The organism is Sphingomonas citricola (assembly GCF_019429535.1).
Classification (GTDB): domain Bacteria; phylum Pseudomonadota; class Alphaproteobacteria; order Sphingomonadales; family Sphingomonadaceae; genus Sphingomonas; species Sphingomonas citricola.
In genome coordinates this window covers 281,164-304,984 of record NZ_JAHXZM010000003.1, presented here as the reverse complement: position 1 = coordinate 304,984, position 23,821 = coordinate 281,164, and the positions used below count along the sequence as shown (strand labels likewise).

The 23,821-nt window shown below is 67.4% G+C and carries 20 protein-coding genes; 13 read left to right on the top strand and 7 right to left on the bottom strand.

All coding sequences use genetic code 11. From position 1 onward, the window contains the following. Nucleotides 1-61: 61 nt before the first annotated feature. Nucleotides 62-2,707 carry an alanine--tRNA ligase gene (gene alaS, locus KZ810_RS09130; RefSeq protein WP_219768780.1) on the top strand — a complete coding sequence of 882 codons (2,646 nt, stop codon included), beginning with the start codon at nucleotides 62-64 and terminating at the stop codon, nucleotides 2,705-2,707. A gap of 48 nt (nucleotides 2,708-2,755) precedes the next feature. On the opposite strand, the gene KZ810_RS09125 is transcribed toward alaS, so the two are convergent. Then, nucleotides 2,756-3,430, bottom strand: coding sequence for a hypothetical protein (locus KZ810_RS09125; protein WP_219768779.1), 675 nt, complete (start codon nucleotides 3,428-3,430; stop codon nucleotides 2,756-2,758). Between the two features lie 189 nt (nucleotides 3,431-3,619). On the opposite strand from KZ810_RS09125, the gene radA reads away from it, so the two are divergent. From radA to KZ810_RS09100, 5 genes are read left to right on the top strand one after another with little or no spacing between them, the layout of a single operon-like run. Further along, nucleotides 3,620-4,990, top strand: a complete 1,371-nt coding sequence (gene radA, locus KZ810_RS09120) for a DNA repair protein RadA (RefSeq protein ID WP_219768778.1) — start codon at nucleotides 3,620-3,622, stop codon at nucleotides 4,988-4,990. Between the two features lie 33 nt (nucleotides 4,991-5,023). After that, the gene (locus tag KZ810_RS09115) at nucleotides 5,024-5,587 is read left to right on the top strand and encodes a CvpA family protein (RefSeq protein ID WP_219768777.1); all 564 of its coding nucleotides are present in this window, start codon (nucleotides 5,024-5,026) and stop codon (nucleotides 5,585-5,587) included. Beyond that, nucleotides 5,584-6,018 carry an iron-sulfur cluster assembly scaffold protein gene (locus tag KZ810_RS09110; protein ID WP_219768776.1) on the top strand — a complete coding sequence of 145 codons (435 nt, stop codon included), beginning with the start codon at nucleotides 5,584-5,586 and terminating at the stop codon, nucleotides 6,016-6,018. Before KZ810_RS09115 ends, KZ810_RS09110 begins: the two co-directional genes overlap by 4 nt. Further along, nucleotides 6,018-7,805: a cation:proton antiporter domain-containing protein gene (locus tag KZ810_RS09105; protein WP_219768775.1), complete on the top strand. Its 1,788-nt coding sequence runs from the start codon at nucleotides 6,018-6,020 to the stop codon at nucleotides 7,803-7,805. Before KZ810_RS09110 ends, KZ810_RS09105 begins: the two co-directional genes overlap by 1 nt. Further along, nucleotides 7,802-8,137: a DUF423 domain-containing protein gene (locus tag KZ810_RS09100; RefSeq protein WP_219768774.1), complete on the top strand. Its 336-nt coding sequence runs from the start codon at nucleotides 7,802-7,804 to the stop codon at nucleotides 8,135-8,137. The genes KZ810_RS09105 and KZ810_RS09100 overlap by 4 nt, the downstream gene beginning before the upstream one ends. Before the next feature lie 2 nt (nucleotides 8,138-8,139). On the opposite strand, the gene KZ810_RS09095 is transcribed toward KZ810_RS09100, so the two are convergent. Continuing rightward, a complete protein-coding gene (locus KZ810_RS09095) occupies nucleotides 8,140-9,561 on the bottom strand; it encodes an MFS transporter (protein WP_219768773.1) in 1,422 nt (473 codons plus the stop codon). Nucleotides 9,562-9,614: 53 nt separating this feature from the next. Between KZ810_RS09095 and KZ810_RS09090 the strand changes: the two genes are divergently transcribed. The 3 genes from KZ810_RS09090 to KZ810_RS09080 all read left to right on the top strand — a co-directional run bounded on the left by KZ810_RS09090 (nucleotide 9,615) and on the right by KZ810_RS09080 (nucleotide 12,572). Then, nucleotides 9,615-11,750 (top strand): prolyl oligopeptidase family serine peptidase, encoded by a 2,136-nt coding sequence (locus tag KZ810_RS09090; RefSeq protein ID WP_373369148.1) that lies wholly within the window; start codon nucleotides 9,615-9,617, stop codon nucleotides 11,748-11,750. Between the two features lie 85 nt (nucleotides 11,751-11,835). Next, nucleotides 11,836-12,180, top strand: coding sequence for a hypothetical protein (locus KZ810_RS09085; RefSeq protein ID WP_219768772.1), 345 nt, complete (start codon nucleotides 11,836-11,838; stop codon nucleotides 12,178-12,180). After that, nucleotides 12,177-12,572, top strand: coding sequence for a DoxX family protein (locus KZ810_RS09080; protein ID WP_219768771.1), 396 nt, complete (start codon nucleotides 12,177-12,179; stop codon nucleotides 12,570-12,572). The genes KZ810_RS09085 and KZ810_RS09080 overlap by 4 nt, the downstream gene beginning before the upstream one ends. Here KZ810_RS09080 and KZ810_RS09075 read toward each other — a convergent pair. Both KZ810_RS09075 and KZ810_RS09070 read right to left on the bottom strand, forming a co-directional pair. Further along, a complete protein-coding gene (locus KZ810_RS09075; protein ID WP_219768770.1) occupies nucleotides 12,556-13,047 on the bottom strand; it encodes a hypothetical protein in 492 nt (163 codons plus the stop codon). The genes KZ810_RS09080 and KZ810_RS09075 overlap by 17 nt on opposite strands. A gap of 95 nt (nucleotides 13,048-13,142) precedes the next feature. Next, on the bottom strand, nucleotides 13,143-15,446 hold the full coding sequence (locus KZ810_RS09070; RefSeq protein WP_219768769.1) for an ATP-dependent helicase: 2,304 nt from the start codon (nucleotides 15,444-15,446) through the stop codon (nucleotides 13,143-13,145). A 201-nt stretch (nucleotides 15,447-15,647) separates the two neighbouring features. Here KZ810_RS09070 and KZ810_RS09065 point away from each other — a divergent pair, with 201 nt between their 5' ends. Together KZ810_RS09065 and KZ810_RS09060 are read left to right on the top strand one after the other, a co-directional pair. Beyond that, nucleotides 15,648-17,285, top strand: a complete 1,638-nt coding sequence (locus tag KZ810_RS09065; RefSeq protein ID WP_219768768.1) for an inorganic phosphate transporter — start codon at nucleotides 15,648-15,650, stop codon at nucleotides 17,283-17,285. Nucleotides 17,286-17,534: 249 nt separating this feature from the next. Continuing rightward, nucleotides 17,535-18,818 carry an MFS transporter gene (locus tag KZ810_RS09060; RefSeq protein ID WP_219768767.1) on the top strand — a complete coding sequence of 428 codons (1,284 nt, stop codon included), beginning with the start codon at nucleotides 17,535-17,537 and terminating at the stop codon, nucleotides 18,816-18,818. A 1-nt stretch (nucleotide 18,819) separates the two neighbouring features. Here KZ810_RS09060 and rsmD read toward each other — a convergent pair whose 3' ends face one another. Next, the gene (gene rsmD / locus KZ810_RS09055; protein WP_308461523.1) at nucleotides 18,820-19,362 is read right to left on the bottom strand and encodes a 16S rRNA (guanine(966)-N(2))-methyltransferase RsmD; all 543 of its coding nucleotides are present in this window, start codon (nucleotides 19,360-19,362) and stop codon (nucleotides 18,820-18,822) included. Beyond that, complete coding sequence (locus KZ810_RS09050; protein ID WP_308461522.1) at nucleotides 19,359-20,648, bottom strand: pseudouridine synthase; 1,290 nt, start codon at nucleotides 20,646-20,648, stop codon at nucleotides 19,359-19,361. The genes rsmD and KZ810_RS09050 overlap by 4 nt, the downstream gene beginning before the upstream one ends. 133 nt (nucleotides 20,649-20,781) lie before the next feature. Here KZ810_RS09050 and KZ810_RS09045 point away from each other — a divergent pair, with 133 nt between their 5' ends. Further along, the gene (locus KZ810_RS09045) at nucleotides 20,782-21,216 is read left to right on the top strand and encodes a response regulator (RefSeq protein WP_219768765.1); all 435 of its coding nucleotides are present in this window, start codon (nucleotides 20,782-20,784) and stop codon (nucleotides 21,214-21,216) included. Nucleotides 21,217-21,219: 3 nt separating this feature from the next. Here KZ810_RS09045 and KZ810_RS09040 read toward each other — a convergent pair whose 3' ends face one another. After that, the gene (locus tag KZ810_RS09040; RefSeq protein WP_219768764.1) at nucleotides 21,220-22,359 is read right to left on the bottom strand and encodes an aromatic ring-hydroxylating oxygenase subunit alpha; all 1,140 of its coding nucleotides are present in this window, start codon (nucleotides 22,357-22,359) and stop codon (nucleotides 21,220-21,222) included. Between the two features lie 77 nt (nucleotides 22,360-22,436). Between KZ810_RS09040 and KZ810_RS09035 the strand changes: the two genes are divergently transcribed. Next, nucleotides 22,437-23,768, top strand: coding sequence for an AmpG family muropeptide MFS transporter (locus KZ810_RS09035; protein ID WP_219768763.1), 1,332 nt, complete (start codon nucleotides 22,437-22,439; stop codon nucleotides 23,766-23,768). Nucleotides 23,769-23,821: the final 53 nt, after the last annotated feature.

Genomic DNA, 23,821 nt, shown 5'->3' with positions numbered 1-23,821 from the left:
GATCATGCGGCGCACGACGAAGCGCTAGGCAGCGCGCTTTCTCCCCATTAAGTCGCTGCGCATGACCTCGACCAACGACCTCCGCCGCAGCTTCCTCGATTATTTCGGTGCCAACGGCCACCAGGTCGTGTCCTCGGCGCCGTTGGTGCCGCAGAATGACCCGACGCTCATGTTCGTCAACGCGGGCATGGTGCCGTTCAAGAACGTTTTCACCGGCCTCGAATCCCGGCCCTATTCCACCGCAACGAGCGCGCAGAAATGCGTGCGCGCGGGCGGCAAGCACAACGATCTCGACAACGTCGGCTACACCGCGCGCCACCACACCTTCTTCGAGATGCTGGGCAATTTCTCGTTCGGCGATTACTTCAAGGAACAGGCGATCACCCACGCCTGGACCTTGTTGACCAAGGAATGGGGCCTGCCCGCGGACAAGCTGACCGCGACCGTCTATCATACCGACGATCAGGCTTTCGATCTGTGGAAGAAGATCGCGGGGCTTCCCGATCACCGCATCATCCGCATCGCGACCAAGGACAATTTCTGGGCGATGGGGTCGGACGGGCCGTGCGGTCCATGTTCGGAGATTTTCTACGATCACGGCGATCATATCGCGGGCGGGCCTCCGGGCAGCCCGGACGAGGACGGTGACCGCTTCGTCGAGATCTGGAATCTCGTCTTCATGCAATTCGTGCAGGAAGCCGACCAGATCACCGGCGACCTGCCGCGCCCCTCGATCGACACCGGCATGGGGCTCGAACGCGTCGCCGCAGTGATGCAGGGCGTCCACGACAATTACGACACCGACACATTCAAAGCCCTTATCGCTGCGTCAGGTGCCCTAACCCATACGGCGACGGGCGGCGACAATCAGGCGAGCCACCGCGTCATCGCCGACCACCTGCGCTGCTCGGGCTTCCTCGTCGCCGATGGCGTCCTGCCCGCGAACGAGGGCCGCGGCTACGTGCTGCGCCGGATCATGCGTCGCGCGATGCGCCACGCACATCTGCTGGGCGCGAAGGAGCCGTTGATGCACCGGCTCGTCCCCGCACTGGTCGCCGAAATGGGAGCGGCCTACCCGGAGCTCGTGCGCGCGCAGCCACTGATCGAGGCCACCTTGCGGCAGGAGGAAACGCGCTTCCGCCAGACGCTCGACAAAGGGCTGCGACTGCTCGATGATGCAACCGCCGGCATGGGTGAGGGAGACACGCTCGCGGGCGAAACCGCGTTCAAGCTCTACGACACGTTCGGCTTTCCCTACGATCTGACCGAGGACGCGCTGCGCGCGCAAGGGTTACAGGTCGACCGGGCCGGTTTCGACAGTGCGATGGCCGAACAGAAGCGCGCCGCGCGCGCCGCGTGGAAGGGGTCGGGCGCGAAGGCGTCGGACGAGTTGTGGTTCGATCTGGTCGAGGAGGTCGGCGCGACCGAATTCACCGGCTACACCAGCGACAGCGGCGAGGGCGTCGTCTTGGCGCTAGTCAAGGACGGGCAGCGGGTCGAGCACACCGCCGCGGGCAATCAAGTCGACGTGATCGTCAACCAGACGCCGTTCTACGGTGAGAGCGGCGGTCAGGTCGGCGATGCCGGCACGCTGTCGAGCGACAACGGTTTCGCTGCCACCGTTGCGGATACGTCGAAGCAACTTGGTAAGCTGTTCGTCCACCACGCGCGTGTCGAAGCGGGTGAGATCAAGGTCGGCGACACGGTACGGCTCGCGATCGACGTCACACGCCGCAACGCCATTCGCGCCAATCACTCCGCTACCCACCTGCTGCACGAGGCGCTGCGCGATCGGCTCGGCACCCATGTCGCGCAGAAGGGCAGTCTCGTCGCCCCCGATCGCCTGCGCTTCGACGTATCGCACTCAACCGCGATGGCGCCCGCCGAACTCGCTGACGTCGAGGCGGCGGTCAACGCGCAGATCCGTGGCAACGGCAGTGTCGAGACGCGGCTGATGACCCCGGACGAGGCAATCGCGATGGGCGCGATGGCGCTGTTCGGCGAGAAATACGGCGACGAGGTCCGCGTCGTCTCGATGGGCACGAACGACGACGGCAAGACCTATTCGATCGAATTGTGCGGCGGGACGCATGCAAAGGCGCTGGGGGACATCGGCCTGTTCAAGGTCGTCGGCGAAAGCGCGGTGTCGTCGGGCGTGCGGCGCGTCGAGGCGCTGACCGGCGAGGCGGCGCGGCAGTATCTGAGTGCGCGCGACGAGAAGCTGCGCGAGGCCGCCGCCACGCTGCGCGCGACGCCCGACGAGGTTCCTGCGCGCGTCGCCGCGTTGCTCGATGATCGCCGGCGGCTCGAGCGCGAACTTGCCGAGGCGAAGAAGGCGCTGGCGCTGGGCGGCGGCGCCAAGGATACGGCCGGACCTGAAATGGTCGGGGACGTCGCGTTCGTCGCGCAGGTGCTCGACGGTTTCGAGGCCAAGGGTCTACGCGGCGCCGTGGACGACGCGCGGCAGCAACTCGGATCGGGGGTCGTTGCGATCGTCGCGGTCAATGACGGCAAGGCCACAATCGCGGTCGGGATCACGCCCGACCTCATCACCCGCTTCAGCGCGGTCGATCTGGTGAAGCGTGGCGTTCAGGCGCTGGGCGGTCAGGGTGGCGGCGGCCGTCCCGACATGGCGCAGGGCGGTGGCCCGGACGCCGCGCAGGCGAGCGACGCGATCGAGGCGGTGCGCGCGGGCCTGCTCGGCTGACAGGCAAAACCCGCCCGCGCGTCAGCGCGGGCGGGTCGGATCACCGGCTTACTTGCGCGGCTTGGTCTTTTTCGTCGTGGTCGTGGTCTTGGTCGTCGTGGTGGTCGCCGCGTCGGTGCCGGTCGCAGGGGTGGAGGCGGCGGTGTCGGTCGCAGTGCTCGCGTCCGCCGCCGGTGCCGCCGCGCCCATCGCGGCGGACAGCTGCGCCGCGGTCATCCCGATCGTGACGCCCTGGGGGCCCGGACCGAACCCGGTGATCGGCAGCTTCGCATCACCCTGCGCGGTGGTCAGCGTCACGTTGGTCGCGTCGACCGACTTGATCGTGCCGAGCTTTGCGCCACCCGTACCGTAGACGCTGGCGCCGGCCACCAACTGCGACCGAAAGGCGGCACCGGCCTGCTGCTGCTGCGCACCCGCGGCGGCGTCGAGCTGCGCCTTGGTCATCGCCAGCACCGGCCCCTGCGCGCCCTTGCCCAGCGAGGTGAGCGGAACGGCTGCCTTGTTGGTGCCGGTGTCGATGACAGCGTTGGTACCATTCGTGCTGGCGATCGTACCGACGACCCCGCCGCTGGTGTCGTACACCGTCGCGCCGGTGGTCACGGTGGCGGACGCCGACGCCTGCGCACCGGCTGCCGGTGCCGTCGCAGGTGCGGTCTGTGCCGATGCGATCGCGGGGACACATGCGGCCGCCGCGACGGCGGCGAGAATTTCGAAGCGCTTCATATCTGCTCTTTCGCGGTTGATGTTGATTGGGAAACGTGACCGTAACGATCGGGTTCCGAACCCAAAATGAACGCGCGAGCGTCTGACAGCACTTCTCTGGCTTTGGAAGCAATAGGACACTGGCCTCAATCAACAGCCGCCGCCTAGCACCTTTGTTCCCCTCTCGTTCCAACCATGCTACGGTGACCCATGGCCAAAGCTCAACGTCGCTACGTCTGTCAGTCCTGCGGTTCGGTGTCGCACCGCTGGCAGGGCCAGTGCGCGGATTGCAACGAGTGGAACACGCTGGTCGAGGAGGCCAGCGCCGTGGTGACGCCGTTCCAGGCCAAGCACAATCTGCAGTCCGGCGGGCGCGCCCTGACGCTCGTCAAGCTCGACGCGGAGATCGCGCTGCCCGAGCGGATGACCTTCGGCATCCCCGAATTCGATCGTGCGCTGGGTGGGGGGCTGGTCGCTGGTTCGGCGACGCTCATCGGTGGCGACCCCGGCGTCGGCAAGTCGACCCTGCTGCTCCAGGCCGCCGCACGACTGGCGCGTAGTGGACGCAGCGTCGCCTACGTGTCGGGCGAGGAGGCGGCCGATCAGGTCCGCTTGCGCGCGCAGCGGCTGGGACTGGGCGACGCGCCGGTACAGCTCGCCGCCGCCACCTCGACGCGCGACATCCTGACGACGCTGGGGCAGGGGACGCCGCCCGCCCTGCTGGTGATCGATTCGATCCAGACCATGCACTCCGATCTGATCGAGGGTGCGCCGGGCACCGTCAGCCAGGTGCGTGCGACCGCGCAGGAACTGATCCGCTTCGCCAAAGAACGCGGCACTGCGGTGGTGCTCGTCGGCCACGTGACCAAGGACGGATCGATCGCGGGGCCGCGCGTGCTCGAGCATATGGTCGATACGGTGCTCAGCTTCGAGGGTGAGCGCAGCCATCAATATCGCATCCTGCGCGCGATCAAGAATCGCTTCGGCGGCACCGACGAGATCGGCGTGTTCGCGATGGCGGGCGAGGGACTTGTCGAGGTCGCCAACCCGTCGAGCCTTTTCCTGACGCAGCGCGACGAGAGCGTGACGGGATCGATCGTGTTTCCTGCGCTGGAGGGGACGCGCCCGGTGCTGGTCGAGATACAGGCGCTGGTGGTGCGCTTGGCGAGCGGAGCGACACCCAGGCGTGCGGTAGTAGGCTGGGATTCGGGCCGGCTCGCGATGATCCTGGCGGTATTGGAGGCGCGCTGCGGCCTCAGCTTCTCGACTTGCGAAGTCTATCTGAACGTCGCCGGCGGGTACCGCGTCCAGGACCCGGCGGCCGATCTTGCAGTGGCGGCGGCGTTGATTTCGGCGCTCAGCGAGCGGCCGGTCGCCTCCGACGGCGTCGCGTTCGGCGAGATCGCGCTATCGGGCGAGATCCGGCCGGTCGCTCACGCGCCGCTTCGGCTGAAGGAAGCAGGCAAACTCGGCTTCACGCGCGCGATGGTCCCGTCCGGCGTCGCAGAGGCCGCGTCGGTCCAGCTTTCCAGCTTCCGCAACCTCGGCCGCTTCGTCGATCACATGCTCGGCCGGGGCTAGTCGCCCGCGGCGGCAATCCGTATCTAGGGCGCAATGAACCTGCACGCCCTCGACATCGTCGTCCTGTTGCTCGTCGCCGCGACCGCGCTGCTCGGTGCCAAGCGCGGCTTTGTGGCGGAGGTGCTGGCGCTGTTCGCCTGGGTCGCGATGATCTTTGCGCTCAAGATTTTCCACCTGCCGCTGTCGCGCGCGCTCGCGCCCACGATCGGCACGGCGTCCGGCGCGACCGTGCTCGCCTTCGCGATCCTGACCGGGGGTACGTATCTGCTCAGCCGTATCGTCGTAAACGCGGTCAGCGCACGGACGCGCACGTCGATACTCGGGCCGATCGATCGCGCGCTTGGCTTCGGGTTCGGCGCGTTGAAAGGCCTGATCTTCGCCAGCCTCGCCTTTCTGCTGATCGTGCTGGTGCTCGACCTTCTCGGCGGGGGGCCGGCGCGGCGACCGGCGTGGATCAATCAGGCGCGCACCTACCCGCTGTTGAGCGCGACCAGCGCGTCGATCGCCGACGTGGTCGACCGCCGCCGTCGCGGCAAACCGCTGTTCGCGCCGCGCTGGCAGCGTGTCCCGCAAGATAACGGAACTGATACGCCGTGAGCCTCGACCTTTACACGCCCGAGATTTCCGCGCTCGCGCTCGGCAATCCCTTTCCCGCCCGCCTGCCCGACGGCGCTGCGTCGGTGGAGAAACGGTCGCCGATCTGCGGCAGCCGCGTCACCGTCGACGTTGAATTGGATGACGAAGGTCGCGTCGCCCGGTTGGGTACCGTCGTTCGCGCCTGTCTGCTCGGGCAGGCGTCCTCCACGCTCCTCGCCCGGCACGCGATCGGACGGACCCCGGCCGAGCTCGCGACCGCGCGCGACGAGCTGACCGCTTGGCTGGCGGGAAGCGGTACCGTCCCTGCGTGGCCGGGGATCGACATCTTCACCCCCGGCCTCAAACTCACCGCGCGTCATCCCTCGATCCGGCTCGCCTTCGAAGCCGCCGCGGAGGCCGCCGATCTGGCGGCCGCGCGGGCGGCGCGTTGATGGAGCACGCCGCCGACGGTTCGCTGCTGCGCGACGGGTTCATCCTTCTCGGCTTCGCGCTCGCCTTCGTTCTGCTGTTCCGTCGCTTGGGGCTCGGCGCGACGCTCGGTTACCTTGTCGCGGGCGCGGTGGTCGGTCCGCACGTGCTCGGCCTCGTCGGCGACGCGGAGGCGAAGCTCGGATTCGCCGAACTCGGCATCACGATGCTGCTGTTCATCGTCGGGCTCGAACTCAGCCCGGCGAAATTGTGGCGGTTGAAAGAAGACATCTTCGCGCTCGGCACGCTCCAGGTGCTTGCCTGCGGGGCGGCGATCACTGCGATCTTAGCGCTGGTCGCGCAATTCTCCGTGCCCGCCGCTCTCGCGCTCGGCATGCCGCTCGCCTTGTCGTCGACCGCGCAGGTGCTACCGATGCTGCAATCGGCCGGGCGCTTGCGCACGCCGTTCGGCGAACGCGCCTTCTCGATCCTGCTGTTCCAGGACCTGTCGATCATCCCGATGATCACGATCATCGCCGCGATGAGCCGCAACTCGGCGCAGGTCGGCGGACCGTCGGGGTGGCTGCTCGCGCTCTACACCGTGCTCGCGGTCGCGGGGTTGATCGCGGCCGGGCGTTTCGTGCTCGCGCCGCTGTTCCGCTGGATCGGCAATCTAGGCGAGCGCGAAATGTTCGTCTTCGCCGCGCTGTTCACGGTCATTGCGTCGGCCGCGCTGATGGAGCTGCTCGGCTTGTCGACCGCGCTCGGCGCGTTCGTCGCGGGCGTCATGCTCGCCGACAGCCCCTATCGACACGAGCTGGAGGCCGATGTCGAACCGTTCCGCTCGATCCTGCTCGGGCTGTTCTTCCTCGCGGTTGGCATGATGTTAGACCTGTCGGCGATTGCCGAGCGACCGCTCTTCGTCGCCGGCATGGCGGCGGCGCTGATCGTCACCAAGGCCTCGGTCATCTTCATCATCGGGCGCGCGTTTCGCATGCCGTGGCGGCCCGCACTCGGGCTCGGCCTGCTTCTCAGCCAGGGCGGCGAGTTCGGCTTTGTCCTGCTCGGGCAGGCACAGTCCGGCCTGCTGATCGCGCCGGAGGCGGCGAGCCTGTTCGGCGCGGTGATCACGCTGTCGATGGCGACGACGCCGTTCCTGATGATGGCGACGCGCGCGTTCCGCGAGGCCCCGATCGATTCGCACGGCGAGCGCGACGGGCCAAAGGCCGACGGCGCCAATGCGTTGATCGTCGGTTACGGCCGCTTCGGGCAGACGGTTGCACAGATGCTGATGGCGAGCGGAGTACCTGTCACGCTGATCGACAGCGACATCGAGATGATCGACGTCGCCGCGGAGTTCGGTGCGAAGGTCTATTTCGGCGACGGCACCCGGCTCGATCTGTTGCGGCAGGCGGGCGCGTCCGAGGCCGAGCTGATCCTCTTCTGCATCGACGGTGATCAGATCGATGCCGGCTGGCTCGAAAGCGTGCACGAGGCATTCCCCAACGCGGCGGTGTACGTCCGCGCGTTCGACCGGCGTGCGCTGATCAAGCTCAAGAACGGCCCGGCGCGCTACGTCGTGCGCGAAGTGCTCGAGTCGGCGGTGAAGATGGCGCGCCTCGCGATGCAGGGCCTCCACATCTCGACCGAGCAGATCGACCGCGCCGAGGACATGTACCGCTCGCGCGACCGTGAGCGGTTGCGGTTGCAGATCGAGGCAGGCGACATCCGCGCCGCGCGCGAGCGGATCATCACGCAGACCGAGCGGGATACGACCGCGATCAATCCAGGCACCGGAGCGGCGACATGAACCTGCTGATGCTTCTCGCCGCGCTGTCCGGCGCGCTCGCGGTCGGTGCGGGTGCCTTCGGCGCGCATGGCGCAAGCGGTGAGGCGGCCGAGTGGCTTAAGACCGGCGGGCAATACCAGCTTATTCACGCGGTCGCCGCGCTGGTCGCAATGCGGCTCGACGCGCGCGGACCCGGCTGGCTCTTCGTCGCGGGCAGCGCGATCTTCGCGGGCACGCTCTACCTGATGGCAGTGGGTGCGCCGCGCTGGTTCGGCGCGATCACGCCGATCGGGGGCACCTTGCTGATCGCCGGCTGGCTCTGGCTAGCCTGGATCGCGGCGCGCGGCGGCTGAGGTCAGCGCACCGGTGAGGCGGGCTGGACGTCCTGCGTCTCGCTGCGTTGCGGATTGCGAATCGACGGGCGGAGCCGCGCCAGGCTGCACAGCCCCGCAACCAGCGCCAATCCTGCGGCGACCAGCGGCGGCGTGCTGCTCGCGCCGACGCCGAACGCCAGCAGCGCCGCGACGAGCGTCGCCCCGGTCGTCTGCCCAACCAGCCGCACCGTGCTGACCAGTCCGCCTGCCGCCGCCGCACGCTCGCGCGGGGCCGATCCGATGATCAGGCGCGCGTTGGGCGGCAAGAACGTGCCGAACCCCGATCCGCACAGCGCCATGCGCCACGCAATGTCGAAATAGCTCGGATCGGCGGGCATGTAGGCGAGGAGTGCGAGCGCGGTGATCGAGATCGCCATGCCGATCCCGCCGAGCAGCCCCGCGGGCACGCGGTCGGACAACCAGCCGGCGAGCGGCGCGACGATCATGTTGGTCAGCGGCCACGGCGCGATCGCCGCGCCGACTTCCGCCGCCGAAAAGCCATAAGCGTGAGTCAGCCGGAACGGTGTCGACAGCAGCAATGTCATCGACGCGGTGAAGGCGGTGAATGCACCGATCGCCGACAGCGCGATCACGGGGCGGCCGAGCAGGTCGATCGGCAGGATCGGGCTCTCCGCCCCGCGCTCACGCCGGACGAAATAGACGCCGACGACGATACCCAGCAGCACGATCGCGCCCGACACCACCGGACTGTCGCCGTGGACCGCACTTTCCAGCCCGCCGATCACCAGACCAAACATCGCCGCGCACATCACCGCACCGGCAAGATCAAAATGGCGGTCGCGCGGTGGCGGGTTGGGCAACGCGCGCCCGAGCACGAGCGAGCCGAGTGCGAACGGGATCGCGCTCGCGAACACCCACGGCCATGGCGCCACCGCGAGCACGAGGCCACCGATCGTCGGCGCCGCCGCAGCCGAACTCGACACGATCACCGAATTGATGCCGAGCCCGCGGCCCAGTTGCTTCGCCGGATAGGTCTGGCGGATCAGCGCGCTCGCCACCGCCAGCGCGCCCGCCGCGCCGATCGCCTGCGCCGCGCGCACGACCAGCAGGAACGGCAGGCTTTTCGCGAAAAAGCACAGCAAGGTCGCGATGGTGAAGATCAGCTGCCCGAGCTGGTACATGCGCTTCAGCCCGATCCGCTCGCCCAGCCCCGCGAACGGCAGCATCAGCATGACGAGCAACAGCTGGTAGACGGTGACGATCGAGACGACCGAGCTAGAGGAAACCCCCAGGTCACGCGCGATCGTCGGCAAGGCGACGTTCGCGACGCCGCCGTCGATGATGACCAGCGCGGTCCCGAAGCACAGCGCCGCGATCGCGGCGAAGCGCCGGGGTGTCGGCAGGCCGTCGGGCTGATCGGGGGCAGGGGGGTGGCGCTCCATTGCCTTGCCAATGCCGCAGCGCCACAACGGTGCCAAGCTGTACGGAGCACCGAATGATCCTGCTTTCCCTCGCGATGGTTGCGGCCGCCCAGGCGACCACCCACAACAAGCCGATGACGAAACCTGCCGCGGCCACGCCCGCCTCGACCCCCGCCGTCCAGAATGACGATCCCTACATCTGGCTGGAAGACAAGGACGGGGCGAAGCCGCTCGCCTGGGTAGCGGCGGAAAATGCGCGCACGCTGCCGCGGCTGCAGAACGATCCGCGTTACAAGCAATTCTACGCCGAGGCGCTGGCGATCGCGTCGGCGAAGGACCGGATCGCGATGCCGATGCAACTGCACGGCCGCATCTACAATTTCTGGCGCGACGCCGATCATCCGCAGGGTGTGCTGCGCTGGACGACCAGGCAAGGCTATGCCGCGAGCGAGCCGGCCTGGACGATCGCGCTTGACCTCGACGCGCTCAGCCGCGCCGAGAACAAGAAATGGGTGTGGAAAGGGCTGACCTGCCTCGAACCGGACGAGCGCCGCTGCCTGGTGGCGCTGTCGGAGGGCGGCGAGGACGCGGTGACCTATCGCGAGTTCGATCTGGAAACCGGTGCGTTCGTCCCGAACGGCTTCAATCTGCCGACCTCGAAGCAGGGCGCCGACTGGATCGACGCCGACACGCTGATCGTCTCGCGCGATTGGGGTCCGGGTACGATGACCGGCTCGGGCTACCCCTTCGTTGTCAAACGCGTGAAGCGTGGCCAGCCGCTCTCGCAGGCCGAGGAAATCTACCGCGGCAAGCCCGAAGACCAGCTCGGCACCTACGGCATGGTGATGGAGGACGGGTCGGGCAACCGCGTCGTCATGGTGCAGCGGCGTCCGACCTTCTTTGGCGGCGAAACGTTGGTCGAGCATGACGGCAAGCTGGTGAAGCTTGACGTACCCGCCCGCACGTTCGCAAGCGGCATGGTCGACGGGCAAGTCATCTTCGAGACGAGCGATCCCTGGGGCTCGATCCCCGCAGGCGCCATCGCCTCGGCCCCGCTCGGTGAGGTGGTGAAGGGCCGTTTCACGCCGCAGCTCGTCTTCGCACCCACCGCGCGCCAGTCGGTCGACCGCGTCACCACGACGCGCGGTCACGTGATCGCCAGTGTGTACGACAACGTCCGCGGCCGCGCGATCATCTTCACCCACGGCGCGCGCGGGTGGACTCAGCGCCAGCTCGCCTTGCCCGACAATGCGTCGGTCGGCGTCGCGAGCGCGACCGATCATACCGATGACGCCTATCTGACTGTGACCAGTTTCCTTTCGCCAACGACCTTGTGGTCGGTGTCGACGAACGGCACCACTGCGCCTCAGCAGGTAAAGGCGTTGCCCGCGCGCTTTGACGCGTCCGGGCTGGTGTCCGAACAATTCGAGGCGGTGTCGACCGACGGGACGAAAATCCCGTATTTCGTCGTCCACGCCCGGAATGCGCCGCTCGACGGCAGCACGCCGACGCTGATGACCGCTTACGGCGGATTCCAGGCATCGATGACGCCCAGCTACGCCGCGCTGACCGGCAAGTTGTGGCTCGAGCGCGGTGGCGCCTACGTGCTTGCTAACATCCGAGGCGGCGGTGAATTCGGCCCGGCGTGGCACGACGCGGGACGCAAGACCAAGCGTCAGATCATCTACGACGACTTCGCCGCGGTCGCGCGTGATCTGTTCGCGCGGCGGCTGACCAGCCCCGCCAAGCTCGGCATCTACGGTGGCTCGAACGGCGGGCTGCTGATGGGGGTCGAGTTCAATCAGCACCCCGATATGTGGAAGGCGGTGACGATCCAGGTGCCGCTGCTCGACATGATCCGGTACGAGCAGATCGCGGCGGGCGCGTCATGGGTCGACGAATATGGCTCGGTCAGCGTGCCCGAGGAACGCGCGTTCCTCGAGAGGATCTCCCCCTATCAGAACCTCAAGCACGGGGTGACCTATCCCGAGCCGTACATCTGGACGACGACCAAGGACGACCGCGTCGGCCCCCAGCACGCGCGCAAGTTCGCCGCGCGAATGAAGGAATACGGGCTGCCGTACCTGTTTTACGAGGATACCGCCGGCGGCCACTCGGGTGACGCCGACATCGAGCAGGGGGCGCGCCTCAACGCGCTGCAGATGACCTATTTCGCGCAGAAGCTGATGGAGCCAGCGGCGACGAAATGATCTGGGGGGTGCGACGAGCGGTGGAAACCGGCCGCGTCGTCCCACGTTCTTGCTGCACCGCAGCGAATGCGGTTATGATAGGTGAATGACGTTGACCATCAGTGAGGATCGCCCCGCCGCGGCCGTCCCCGACACGATGCCGCTCGTGTTCGAAGCCATCGTGAAGCAGCAGGCGATCGCGGCAAGCTACAACCGCGGTTCGGTGACGCTCGCGCCGCACATCGTGTACACCAAGCACGGCGAGATCTACCTCGACGCGCTGACGCTCGAACGCGACGGTCAACCGCCACGCGAGGCGAAGATCGGCGCGTTCAAGCTGACCGGCCTGACCGGTCTGCGCGTAACCCCGCGGCGCTTCGCCGCGAGCGAGTTGTTCGATGCCAAGGATGCCAAATACGACGGAGTGACCCTGCTCGCGATTGAGCAGTGAGCGAGACGACGGCACGGCGCGCCGGGCGATTGCTCCTCATCGCCTTCTACGCTTTGGCCGGCGTCGGCCATCTCTATTTCACGCAGGCAATGGTGCGGATCGTCCCCGCCTGGGTACCCCAGCCGCGCGCGGTCGTTCTGGCGACCGGGATTTGCGAGCTCGTCGGCGCCGCCGCGCTCGTCAGCCGGCGATGGCGGCGGGCTGCTGGCTGGGCACTCGCCATCTATGCGCTGTGCGTCTGGCCCGCGAATGTCCAGCACGCGGTCCAGAATCTGTCGCACGGCACCGGGCTGCCGCTCTGGTATCACGCGCCGCGGCTCGCGCTTCAGCCACTGATCATCTGGTGGGCGCTATGGGCGAGCGGTGCTCTGCCCCTCAAGCAAGCGCGCTGATCAGCTCGTCCTTCGACATCGTCGAGCGTCCCGGAATGTCGCGCTTCTTCGCCTCGGCGTAGAGGTCCGCCTTGCTGCGGTGGTCGCGCGCCGGCCGCGTCTTGTTCGCGACGTCCTTCGGCTGAGCGGAGAATTGCTTGCCCTTCTCGGTGTCGGCGCGCTTCTTCGCCGTTGTACGGCTGTATTCGTCGTCGCTCAGCTTCTCGCGCGCTTTCTTGGGCAGGTAGCGCTCGCCGGTCTTGCCGCTATCCTTGCCCGACTTGGTGCCCCATTCCTCCTCGGTCCATTCGTGAAGCGAGTTGTGTTCATCCTGCTCGCCGACGTAGCCGCCGCCGCGCTTCTTATATTCCTGTACTGCCATCTGCGCCTTGCGCGCGGACCATTGCCCCTTCTTGCCGCCCTTCGCGCCCGCGGTAATCTCGTCCTTCACCGTCTCCCACAATTCGGGATCGGACTTCTCGGCAGTTTCGGACATTGCGGTACCTCCGTCGCGCACAACGTGGACGGGGCGCGACGGGATGCGTGCACTCGAAATAAAGCCCGAAGCGGCATCATGCCGACAGAAGCGGCTCAGGTGATCGAGACGAAGCTATCCATCACCCGCTTGCGCCCCGCCTGCTCGAAATCGATCTCCAGCTTGTTGCCCTCGATCTCGGCGATCGCGCCGTAGCCGAACTTCTGGTGAAACACGCGCTGGCCTAGCGAGAGGTCGCTGCGGCCCTTGTTGCCGATGCTGACCGCACTCGCCCGGCTCTCGACCACGCGCGCCGGTTCGCGGGTAAAGGTGCGGCTCGTCCAATCGCCGCCAGGCTTCGCGCCGAGCGTCCCTGCGGCGCGTTGCCAGCCGGGGCCGCGCCCGGTGCCACGCGACACGTCGGCGAACGGATCGGCGCGCTCGGTCCAGTTCGCGCGCCACAGGCTCTCGCCGCCCGACATCGTCGTCTCGATGTCGATATGATCCTTGGGCAATTCGCCCACGAAACGCGACGGGATCGAACTCGTCCACTGGCCGTAGATGCGGCGATTGGCGGCGTGGAAGATCACCGCTCGGCGTCGCGCGCGTGTGATCGCGACATAGGCGAGCCGGCGCTCCTCCTCGAGGCTGCGCGTCCCGCCTTCGTCAAGCGCGCGCTGCGACGGGAACAACCCTTCCTCCCAGCCGACGAGGAAGACGGTGTCATATTCCAGCCCTTTGGCGGCGTGGATCGTCATGATCGTGATCTTGGGGTCCTCGCGCGTCGCCTCATTGTCCATGACGAGGCTGACGTGTTCGAGAAACGCGCCGAGGTTCTCATATTCCTCCATCGCGCGGACAAGCTCGGACAGGTTCTCCAGCCGCCCCGCGGCCTCGGTCGTCTTCTCGGCCTGTAGCATCGCGGTATAGCCGCTCTCGTCGAGCAATTGCCGGGCGAGTTCGGGGTGCGGCAGATCGCGCGCCATGTCGCGCCAGCGTGCGACGTCGCCGACGAAGCGTCCCAGCGACTTGCGCGCCTGCGGGGTCAGCTCGTCGCTGTCGAGAATGCGTGCGGCGGCGAGGCTTAGCGGCAACCCCTCGGCGCGCGCCAGCTGATGGAGCTTTGCCACCGCCTTGTCGCCCAGCCCACGCTTGGGCACGTTGACGATCCGCTCGAACGCGAGGTCGTCGGCGGGCTGGTTGACGATGCGCAGGTAGGCGAGCGCGTCGCGGATCTCGGCGCGCTCGTAGAATCGGAAACCGCCGACGATGCGGTAAGGCAGGCCGACCGAGATGAAGCGGTCTTCGAACTCGCGCGTCTGGTGCTGCGCGCGCACGAGGATGGCGACGTCGTCGAGGGACTTGCCGGCACGCTGGTACGACTCGACCTCGTCGGAGACGCGGCGCGCCTCCTCGGGGCCATCCCACACGCCGATGACGCGCACCTTCTCGCCCGCGTCGAGTTCGGTCCAGAGCTGCTTGCCGAGTCGCCCGCCGTTGTTGGCGATCACGCCCGATGCGGCGCCGAGGATATGCGGCGTGGAGCGGTAATTCTGTTCGAGCCGGATCACCTTGGCGCCCGGAAAGTCTTTCTCGAACTTCAGGATATTCTCGACCTGCGCGCCACGCCACGAGTAGATCGACTGGTCGTCGTCACCGACGCAGCAGATGTTGCGGCGCTCTTGCGCGAGGAGGCGCAGCCAGAGGTACTGAACCGAGTTGGTGTCCTGATATTCGTCCACCATGATGTAGCGGAAGCGCTGCTGATATTGCTCCAGCACCTCGCGATTGCTCTTCAAAATGGTCAGGACGTGGAGCAGCAGGTCGCCGAAGTCGCAGGCGTTCACCGCCTTCAACCGTGTTTGATACTGCTCGTACAATTCGCCGCCGCGCCCGTTGGCGTATCGCTCGCTCTCACCCGCGTCGATCTCGCGCGGCGTCAGCCCCTTATTCTTCCATTCGTCGATCAATCCCGCGAGGCTGCGCGCGGGAAAGCGTTTCTCGTCGATGTCGGCGGCGACGATCAACTGCTTGAGCAGGCGAAGCTGATCGTCGGTATCGAGGATGGTGAAATTGGATTTTAGCCCGACCAGCTCGGCATGACGGCGCAGCATCTTCGCGCCGATCGCGTGGAACGTCCCGAGCCACGGCATCCCCTCGACCGCGTCGCCGACAAGCCGCCCGACGCGCTCGCGCATCTCGCGCGCGGCCTTGTTAGTGAAGGTGACCGACAGGATCTCCGACGGCCACGCGCGGCGGGTGTAGAGCAGATGCGCTAGCCGCGCGGTGAGCGCCGCGGTCTTGCCGGTGCCCGCGCCCGCCAGGACCAGCACGGAGCCATCGGTCGTCAGCACCGCGTCGCGCTGCGGCGCGTTGAGGCCGGAGAGATAGGGGGGCTCGGTCGTCTGGATATCGTTCACCGGGTCCACGTAGGCAGGCGAGACGCGCGGCGCAATCCGTGAGAACGAACGTGGAACGCGTCGATAGGCGAGGGATGCCGGTCGGGGTTCGTGCACCAACGCCGACGCATCCTGCGGCCATGTGATCCGTTCGCGACGCGTCCCTCTCGCCCCCCGCGGTGTCATCAAACCGTCATGGCGAAGGAACAGGAGCAATGTCCTATGGCAAGCACCGTCGTCGCCGCACCCGAGTCCACGCCGCCTTCGCGCGCAGTGGATCTCGACCGACCGGCTCACCCGATCGCGCGTCTGGTCTTCGCGGCGCTGGTCGTCGCCGGCTTCGCCTACGCGGGCGTTAGCGTGTTCCTCGACACCCAGCAGGTCGGCGAGCAACTGGCGACCAGTGTGTTCCTGTTCCTCGGGCTCGCCTTGCTGATCGCGCTGGGTTTCGAGTTCGTTAACGGCTTCCACGATACCGCGAACGCGGTCGCGACGGTGATCTACACCAATTCCATGCCCGCGAACCTCGCGGTCATGTGGTCGGGGTTCTTCAATTTCCTCGGCGTCATGCTGTCGTCGGGGGCGGTCGCCTACTCGATCGTCACACTGCTGCCGGTCGACCTCATCCTGAACGTCGGCTCGGGCGCGGGGTTCGCGATGATCTTCGCGCTGCTGCTGGCTGCGGTCATCTGGAACCTCGCGACCTGGTACGTCGGTCTGCCCAATTCCTCCAGCCACACGCTGATCGGATCGGTCCTGGGCGTCGGGCTCGCCAATCAATTGCTGCACCGCGGACCCGGCGGGACGTCGGGCGTCGACTGGAGCCAGGCGACCAAGGTGCTGTCGGGCCTGTTGATGGCGCCGGTGATCGGTTTCGTCGCGGCCGCGCTGATGCTGCTGGTCCTGCGCGCCGTGGCGCGCAACCCGGTCATGATGAACTCCCCCGAGGGTGACGCCCCGCCGCCGCGCGGCATTCGCGCACTGCTCGTGTTCACCTGCACCGCGGTCTCGTTCAGCCACGGGTCGAACGACGGGCAGAAGGGCATGGGGCTGATCATGCTGATCCTGATCGGCTGCGCGCCGACCGCCTACGCGCTCAACCGCACGCTGCCGGCGAGCGAGACGCCCGCCTTTTTCGCCAGTGCGAGCAGCGCGTCGCGCGTCCTGGCGGGCCACGGCGCCACCGTCATTCCCTTGGAGCGCGCGCGCCCGATCCTGGTCGATGCGCTGTCGCGTCGCACGGTCGACACCCCCGCCGCCTATGGCGCCGCGATCGCGGTGTCGCGCGACGTCGCCGACCGCGTCGCCGGCTACGGCTCGCTCAATCGCGTCCCCGCCGAGGCGACGCCCAATCTGCGCAACGACATGTACCTCGTCCTCGACGCGACGCGGATGATCGCGAAGGACGCGGACAAGCGCGGCTTCACGGAAGGCGATGCCGGAAAACTCAAGGACTATCAGTCGCGGCTGGAGGCGGGCACGCGCTACATCCCGTTATGGGTCAGGGTAGCGGTCGCGCTGGCGCTCGGTCTCGGCACCATGATCGGCTGGAAACGGATCGTCGTCACCGTTGGCGAAAAGATCGGCAAGCAGCACATGACCTACGGCATGGGCGCCTCGGCCGAGCTGGTGGCGGCAGGCACCATTCTGGCGGCGGATCGCTTCGGTCTGCCGGTGTCGACCACGCATATCCTGTCCTCGGGCGTCGCCGGCGCGTCGGTGGCGAGCGGGATGGGGCTGCAGCGCCGCACGCTGATCCAGCTCGCGGCCGCCTGGATCATGACGCTGCCCGTCGCGATGCTGCTGTCGGGGATGCTCTATTGGCTGCTGCTGCAGCTCGTCGAGAGCGGCGCCTTCTAAGACAATCCCACTAGGACGCCATCGCCCCTAAAATCCGGGGCGGCTCGTATTGAACCGCCCCGTAGTTCAGGGAAGGGATCGGACGAGGGGGGATGCCCGATCCGCGCGGCGCCCAACAGGGGAGAAAAGCGCCGCATCACCAGACGTAGCGCTGATGTGTTGCGCCGATGTTGCAGGCAAGCGCGATTTGGTGACCGACGCGACATGTTGCGCGTTGACGTGGGCGCGCGCGCTGCCCGATGACGCGGCATGACGCAGCCCGCCTCCCACAAACGCATCCTGCTCGCCAGCCTCGTCGGGACGTCGGTCGAGTTCTACGACTTTTACATCTACGCGACGGCGGCCTCGCTAGTGTTCGGGCCGTTGTTCTTTCCAGTCGGCAATCCCTCGGTCCAGCTGCTCGCCTCCTACGCGAGCCTCGCGGTCGCGTTCTTCGCGCGCCCGGTCGGCGCCTGGGCGTTCGGCCACTACGGCGACCGGATCGGGCGCAAATCGACCCTGGTGGCAAGCCTGATGCTGATGGGCGGCTCGACACTGCTGATCGCGTTTCTTCCGACCTACGCCAGCGTCGGCGTGTTCGCGCCGATCCTCTTGTGCCTGCTTCGGTTCGGGCAGGGCTTCGGCCTGGGAGGCGAATGGGGCGGGGCGGCGTTGCTCGCGGTCGAGAATGCCCCGCCGGGCAGGCGCGGTCGCTACGGCATGGTGCCCCAATTGGGTGCGCCCGTCGGCTTCATCGCTGCCAATGGGCTGTTCCTCATCCTCGGTCTGATCATGACCCCGGCGCAATTCCTCGCTTGGGGGTGGCGCGTCCCGTTCCTCCTGTCGGTCGTCCTCGTCGGCCTGGGACTGTGGGTTCGTTTGAAGATCAGCGAAACGCCCGCCTTCGCCGCGATGATGGAGGAAGGGCCGCCGCCATCGGTTCCGATGGGGGAATTGCTGCGTCTCCATTGGCGACGCGCGCTCGGCGGCACGCTCGGCGCGGTCGCGTGTTTCGCGGTCTATTACATCGCCACCGCCTTCGCGCTCGGCTACGCGACCAAGATCCTCGGCGTAAACACGCAGGTGTTCCTCGGTCTGCAACTCGCCGCGATCCTGTTCATGGCGGCGGGCATCGCCTTATCGGGCATCTGGGCGGATCGGACGACGCCGGGGCATGTCCTTGCCTGGGGCTGCGTCGGCGCGGTGATCGCGGGGTTCGTGCTGGTGCCCGGGCTCGGCTCGGGATCGGTGCCCGCGATGTTCGCGAGCCTCGCCTTCGCGCTGTTCGTGATGGGCTTCGTCTACGGCCCACTCGGCGCGTGGCTGCCCGGCCTGTTTCCGGCGCGCGTGCGCTACTCCGGGGTGAGTTTGTCGTTCAACATGGCCGGCATCATCGGCGGTGGGCTGACACCCGTCGTGGCGCAGTCGTTGGTCGCGCGCGGCGGGCTGCTGCTGGTGGGCGGATATCTCGCCGCGCTGTCGCTCCTCAGCCTCGCGGCGCTGTTGGTGATGGGGGAGACGCGCAGCCGGCCCGGGGCTTCGCCTAGCCTCTAGATCAGCCCCGGCGCAGGATCGTCAATCGCGCGCGGCCATATTGCCGCTCCGCGTCGACCACGAAGCCCGTGAGCACGACGGGCTCGCCCCGTCCCGTCTCGATCGTCAGCCACGTCGCCGGGCCGATCCAGCCGAGCCGCGCGAGCTTGTCCGCCGCGACCGCGCCCGCGCCCGACGCGTAAGGCGGATCCATCATCACGACATCGAGCGGCGCGGGCGCGGGGCCGAGCGCGAGCACCGATCCCGCCCGTATCGTCGCGCGCGGTCCGACACCGAAGGTGGCCACATTCGCCCGCAACGCGTCGAGCGCGGCACGATCCTGCTCGACGAACAGACAAGTTGCCGCGCCGCGCGACAGTGCCTCCAGCCCCAGCGCACCCGATCCGGCAAACAGATCGGCGACGTTCAGTCCGTCGAAGTTGCCGACCCTGCTCGCGAGCATCGAGAACAACGCTTCGCGGGTTCGGTCCGCGGTCGGGCGCGTGGTGTCGCCCTTCGGCGCGACGAGCGTGCGACCGCGCCATTCTCCTGCGATGATCCTCACTTGCGCGGCTTTCCGGAGCGCGGGCCGGCCTTTGGCTTGGGCTTTGCCCAGCCGGGTTTGCGTTGCAGCTTGACCGGGCGGGTGGCGCCGGGCTCCGCTTCAGGCGCTGGCTTGTCTGATCGGCCCTGACGACCAGCCTGGGGCGATTGGCTCTGCTGGCGCACCTCGGCGCGGCTCACGCGGGCAATCACGCCGCGCGTTCCCGCCTCCCGCTCATCGCGGCGATGGCCAGCGGTGGACTGACGCGGTACGTCGCCGTTCGTTCGTGTGACGACGCGCGGGGCCGTCCTACCGCGCCGTTGATCCTGTCCGTTGTCGAGGCCGCGCGCGCCCGCAGCATCGTCGTCGCGGGGACGGAACGGTCGGCGATCCGCCTGCTGGCTGCGCTGGGGCGACGCGACGGCAGCACGGCGCAGGCGTCGATCGGGTTCAGTGGCGCTCCCCCGCCGATCCGTCGCCGCGGGATCATACGCATTGCCGCCGGCTTCCTTGTCGCGTGATCGCGCCGGCGTCGTCGCCCGGCGTGGCGCCGATCGGCCGAGCGCCGGCGCGGAGATCGTCGTCTCGTTCGCCGGCTTGCCACGGCTGCCCGCCTTCAGCGACTGCCGGAACGCGACGAGGTCGGCCACGCGGACCTCGCCGATCCCCCCGACCGGCAGGTCGCCTAGGACGAAAGGCCCGTAACGCGTGCGGATCAGGCGGCTGACCTGTAAACCGAGATATTCGAGCACGCGCCGAACCTCGCGGTTCTTGCCCTCGGTCAGGATCATCTCCACCCACACGTTCGCCCCGGTGCGGCGTTCCAGATTGGCGTCGATGCTGCCGTAGCGCACGCCCTCGACCTCGACGCCGTCGATCAGCGCCTCGAGCTGCGCCTGCGTCACGTCACCATAGGCGCGCGCGCGATAGGCCCGTTCCACGCCAGTGGAGGGCAGTTCGAGCTGGCGCTTGAACTCGCCGTCGGTGGTGAGCAGCAGCAGGCCCTCGGTGTTCAAATCCAGCCGCCCGACGGGGACCAGCCGGGGCAGGTCAGCGGGCAATCGGTCATAGATCGTCGGTCGACCGGCCGGATCGCGCGCCGCGGTCAGGTAACCCGCGGGCTTATGGAACAGGAACAGCCGCGTCGGCTCCGGCGCGGCGACCGGCGTGCCATCGACGGTGACGCCGTCCAGGGTCGCGAGCAGCGTCGCGGGCGTGTCGATCACCGTGCCGTTCAAGGCGACCCGGCCGTCGCCGATCATGCGCTCGACATCGCGCCGCGAGGCGACGCCCGCGCGCGCGAGCAATTTGGCGATCCGGTGTTGCGCTGGTTCTTCGGCCATGCGCGCGGGCTTAACGCTGCTCGGTCGAGCGCTGTCAAATATTTGCGACCGAATTCATCCTTTTGCGTTGTGCGACCGTAACGATGGAAGCCAACGCATGTTGTTCGGACGGAAACAGCGCCTGATCTCGCGCCTGCTGGTCGTGGAGGACGAGCCGCTGATCGCGTTCGACACCGAACGGATGCTGCGCGACAACGGGTACGAGGTGCTGGCGACCGTTGACCGCGTGGCGGACGCGCGCGCGCTGCTGGCACGCGATACGGTCGCGGTCGATCTGATCTTGGCCGACGTTCGGCTGGCGGACGGCAGCGGGGTCGACGTCGCGCGCGCCGCGGCCGAGCGTGACGTGCCGGTGATGTTCGTGACCGGCACCTGTCCGCCTGAGGCGCGCACGCTGGCGGTCGCCTTCCTCGCCAAGCCGTATCTCGAACGCGATCTGCTGCACGCGATCCAGGCGGTCGACGCGGTAAAGGCGGGGCGTCAGGCGAAACGACTGCCGCAGGGCTTCGAATTGTTCGTACCCGCCGCCTGAACGCTACAGGTGCCGCTCCACCTGATCGTGGAATTGCCGGATCCCCGCCTCGAGCGTTCCCAGCGTAACACGATCGAGCGCACCCGACGCCAGACCCTGCTGCGCCAGTGCCGCGGCGCGGAAATCCTCGCTGGCGAAGACGCCGCCGTCCAGCAAATTCCAGCTCTTTTCCCAGTGATGGCGGGCCTTGTCGGTCGCGGGCGGCTCGGGGATCAGCATGAAGTCCTCGACTAGAACGCGATCGTGCGCCTGCGGCATCAGCACCATCAGATTGACGTAGTCGGGGCTGACGATCAGCACGGTGCCCGGAAACATCTGATACGTATAGGTGATCGCCGATCGCAGCGTAGGCCAGTCGCCCGCACGCACCGCCGCCTCGTCGATCTCGCGCGCAACGGCCGACCGCTGGTGCGGCCCGATCGTGTCGGCAGAGGCGACCCCGTCCTTGAAAAACCGTCCGATCGTCTGCGCATGCAGCCGCGCGACATGGTAACTTTCAAGGAAAGCATCCATGACGAGCTTCCAATTTCCCGCCACGTCATGCGTCCTGCGGCGAAACAGATGCATATCGCGGAGCCCGAAGGCGTCGAAATCCTGCCCGAGCGCATCGGCCTCGACGAAAGAGGCAGCCTCGTCAAAAGCGAACCAGATCAGTCCGCCCGCCTCCCGCGTCGGCAAACGCTTGAGCGCTAATGCTTCCTTATCGATGCCCGGGAACGCGTCTGGGCGAGGCAGCCCGACCAGCTGGCCGTCCAGGGAATAGCTCCACGCGTGATAGGGGCAGACGAGACGCGGTGAACAAACCGGCTCGGTGCCTTCGACCAGACGCGTGCCGCGATGTCGGCAGACGTTCAAGAAGACGTGCGCCTCGCCGTGCCGGTCGCGGGTAACGAGAAGGGGCTTGCCAAAGCCATCGTGCGGAACCGCAGTGCCCGCCTCCGCGACCAGTGCCGATGGACCGATCACCAGCGGTGCCCTCGCAAAGATGCGCGCCTGTTCGGCGACGTGGCGCGCGGGGTCGGTGTAAGCCAGCGCATCGACGTGCGTGATCCCGACCTCGCGCTTTCGTCCGCCCTCGGCGAGCAATTGCGCCAGCGCGAGCTGGCCCGACGTCGGGCGAAGCGGCCCGGTGGCTGCGTTCATGGCTTACCTCTCCGTCTTTTCCCGCTAGTGTTCGCCAGAAATCGCGCGGGAGCAAGCGAATGGCGGCGACGCCGGGGATGACGGACACTGATCGGCGGACATGGTGGGACGGTGTGAGGCCGTACGTGGAACGCGCGCCGCTTGCCGCGCTCGCACTCGGCATCTCGTCCGGATTCCCTTACTCGATGATTGCCGCCACGCTGACCACGCGGCTGTCGCAGGCAGGGATCGACAAGAAGACGGTGACGGCTTTCAGCCTCGCCTTCCTCGTCTACAATCTGAAGTTCCTGTGGGCGTGGCTGGTCGACGGCGTTCGGTTGCCCGTGCTCGGGCGGCTTGGACAACGAGTGTCGTGGCTGTTGTTTGCCGGCGTCCTTGTCATTGCGGCGGTGGCGCACCTGGCGTTGGTCGATCCACGCGCGTCGATCTCCGCGACCGCCACGGCGGCGATCCTTGTAGGCATCGCAGGGGCGACGTTCGACATCGTGATCGACGCCTATCGCATCGAGATTTTGGAGCCGCGGCAACTGGGGGTGGGCTCGGGGATGAGCCAATATGGCTGGCGGATCGGCTCCGCCGGCGCGGGGGCGCTCGCGCTGGTGGTGGCGGCGCGGCACGGCTGGTCCGCTGCTTACCTCGCCTGTGCGACGCTCGCGTTGCCCGCGATGTTGGCCGGCTTGCTGTTGGGGGAGCCAGCGCGGCGCCGTGAGCCGATCGAACGCAGGGGCCTGGCGACGGCCGTCCGCGCAGTGTGGCAACCTTTCGCGGAGTTCTTTTCGCGTTCGGGCGCGTGGCTGGTGCTCGTGTTCATCCTGATCCACAAGGTCGGTGACACACTCGCCAATCTGACGTTCCGTCTGCTGTTCGACGATTTGCGGTTCAGCAACGACGAAATCGCATTCTTTGACGTCGGGATCGGCTTCTGGGCCTATCTGATTGGCATCTTCATCGGCGGCATTCTGTATGCCCGCATGGGATTGAAGCGCTCGGTATTTCTGAGCCTCGTGCTCATGGCAGTCAGCAATCTGTCGTTCGCGCTGCTTGCGGCCGCGGGGCATAGTAACATCGGCATGGCAGGCGCGATCGGTTTCGAGAATATCGCCAGCGGGATCGGCGGCGTCACGCTGGTTGCCTATTTTTCCGCCCTGACCGACCTTCGTTTCACCGCCGCCCAATATGCCTTGATATCGGCTGCCACGAGTGTGCTGGGTCGGGTGCTGACGGGAACCACGGCGGGAGCGTTGGTGGAACAGCTTGGCTACGTTAACTTCTACGTGCTCACCACCATCCTAGCGCTGCCCGGTGTCGTGCTGTTCTGGTGGATGAGCCGCGCCGGGCTGATCGATCGCTCGGTCGGCAGCGCCGGGATTGAAGGCTCGGGCGACGCGCGTGACGGGGCATCAGTGTGACGGCCGCGCAAATAAAGGCGTCGCAATTGGAATTAGCTCGACGCGGCCGTGCG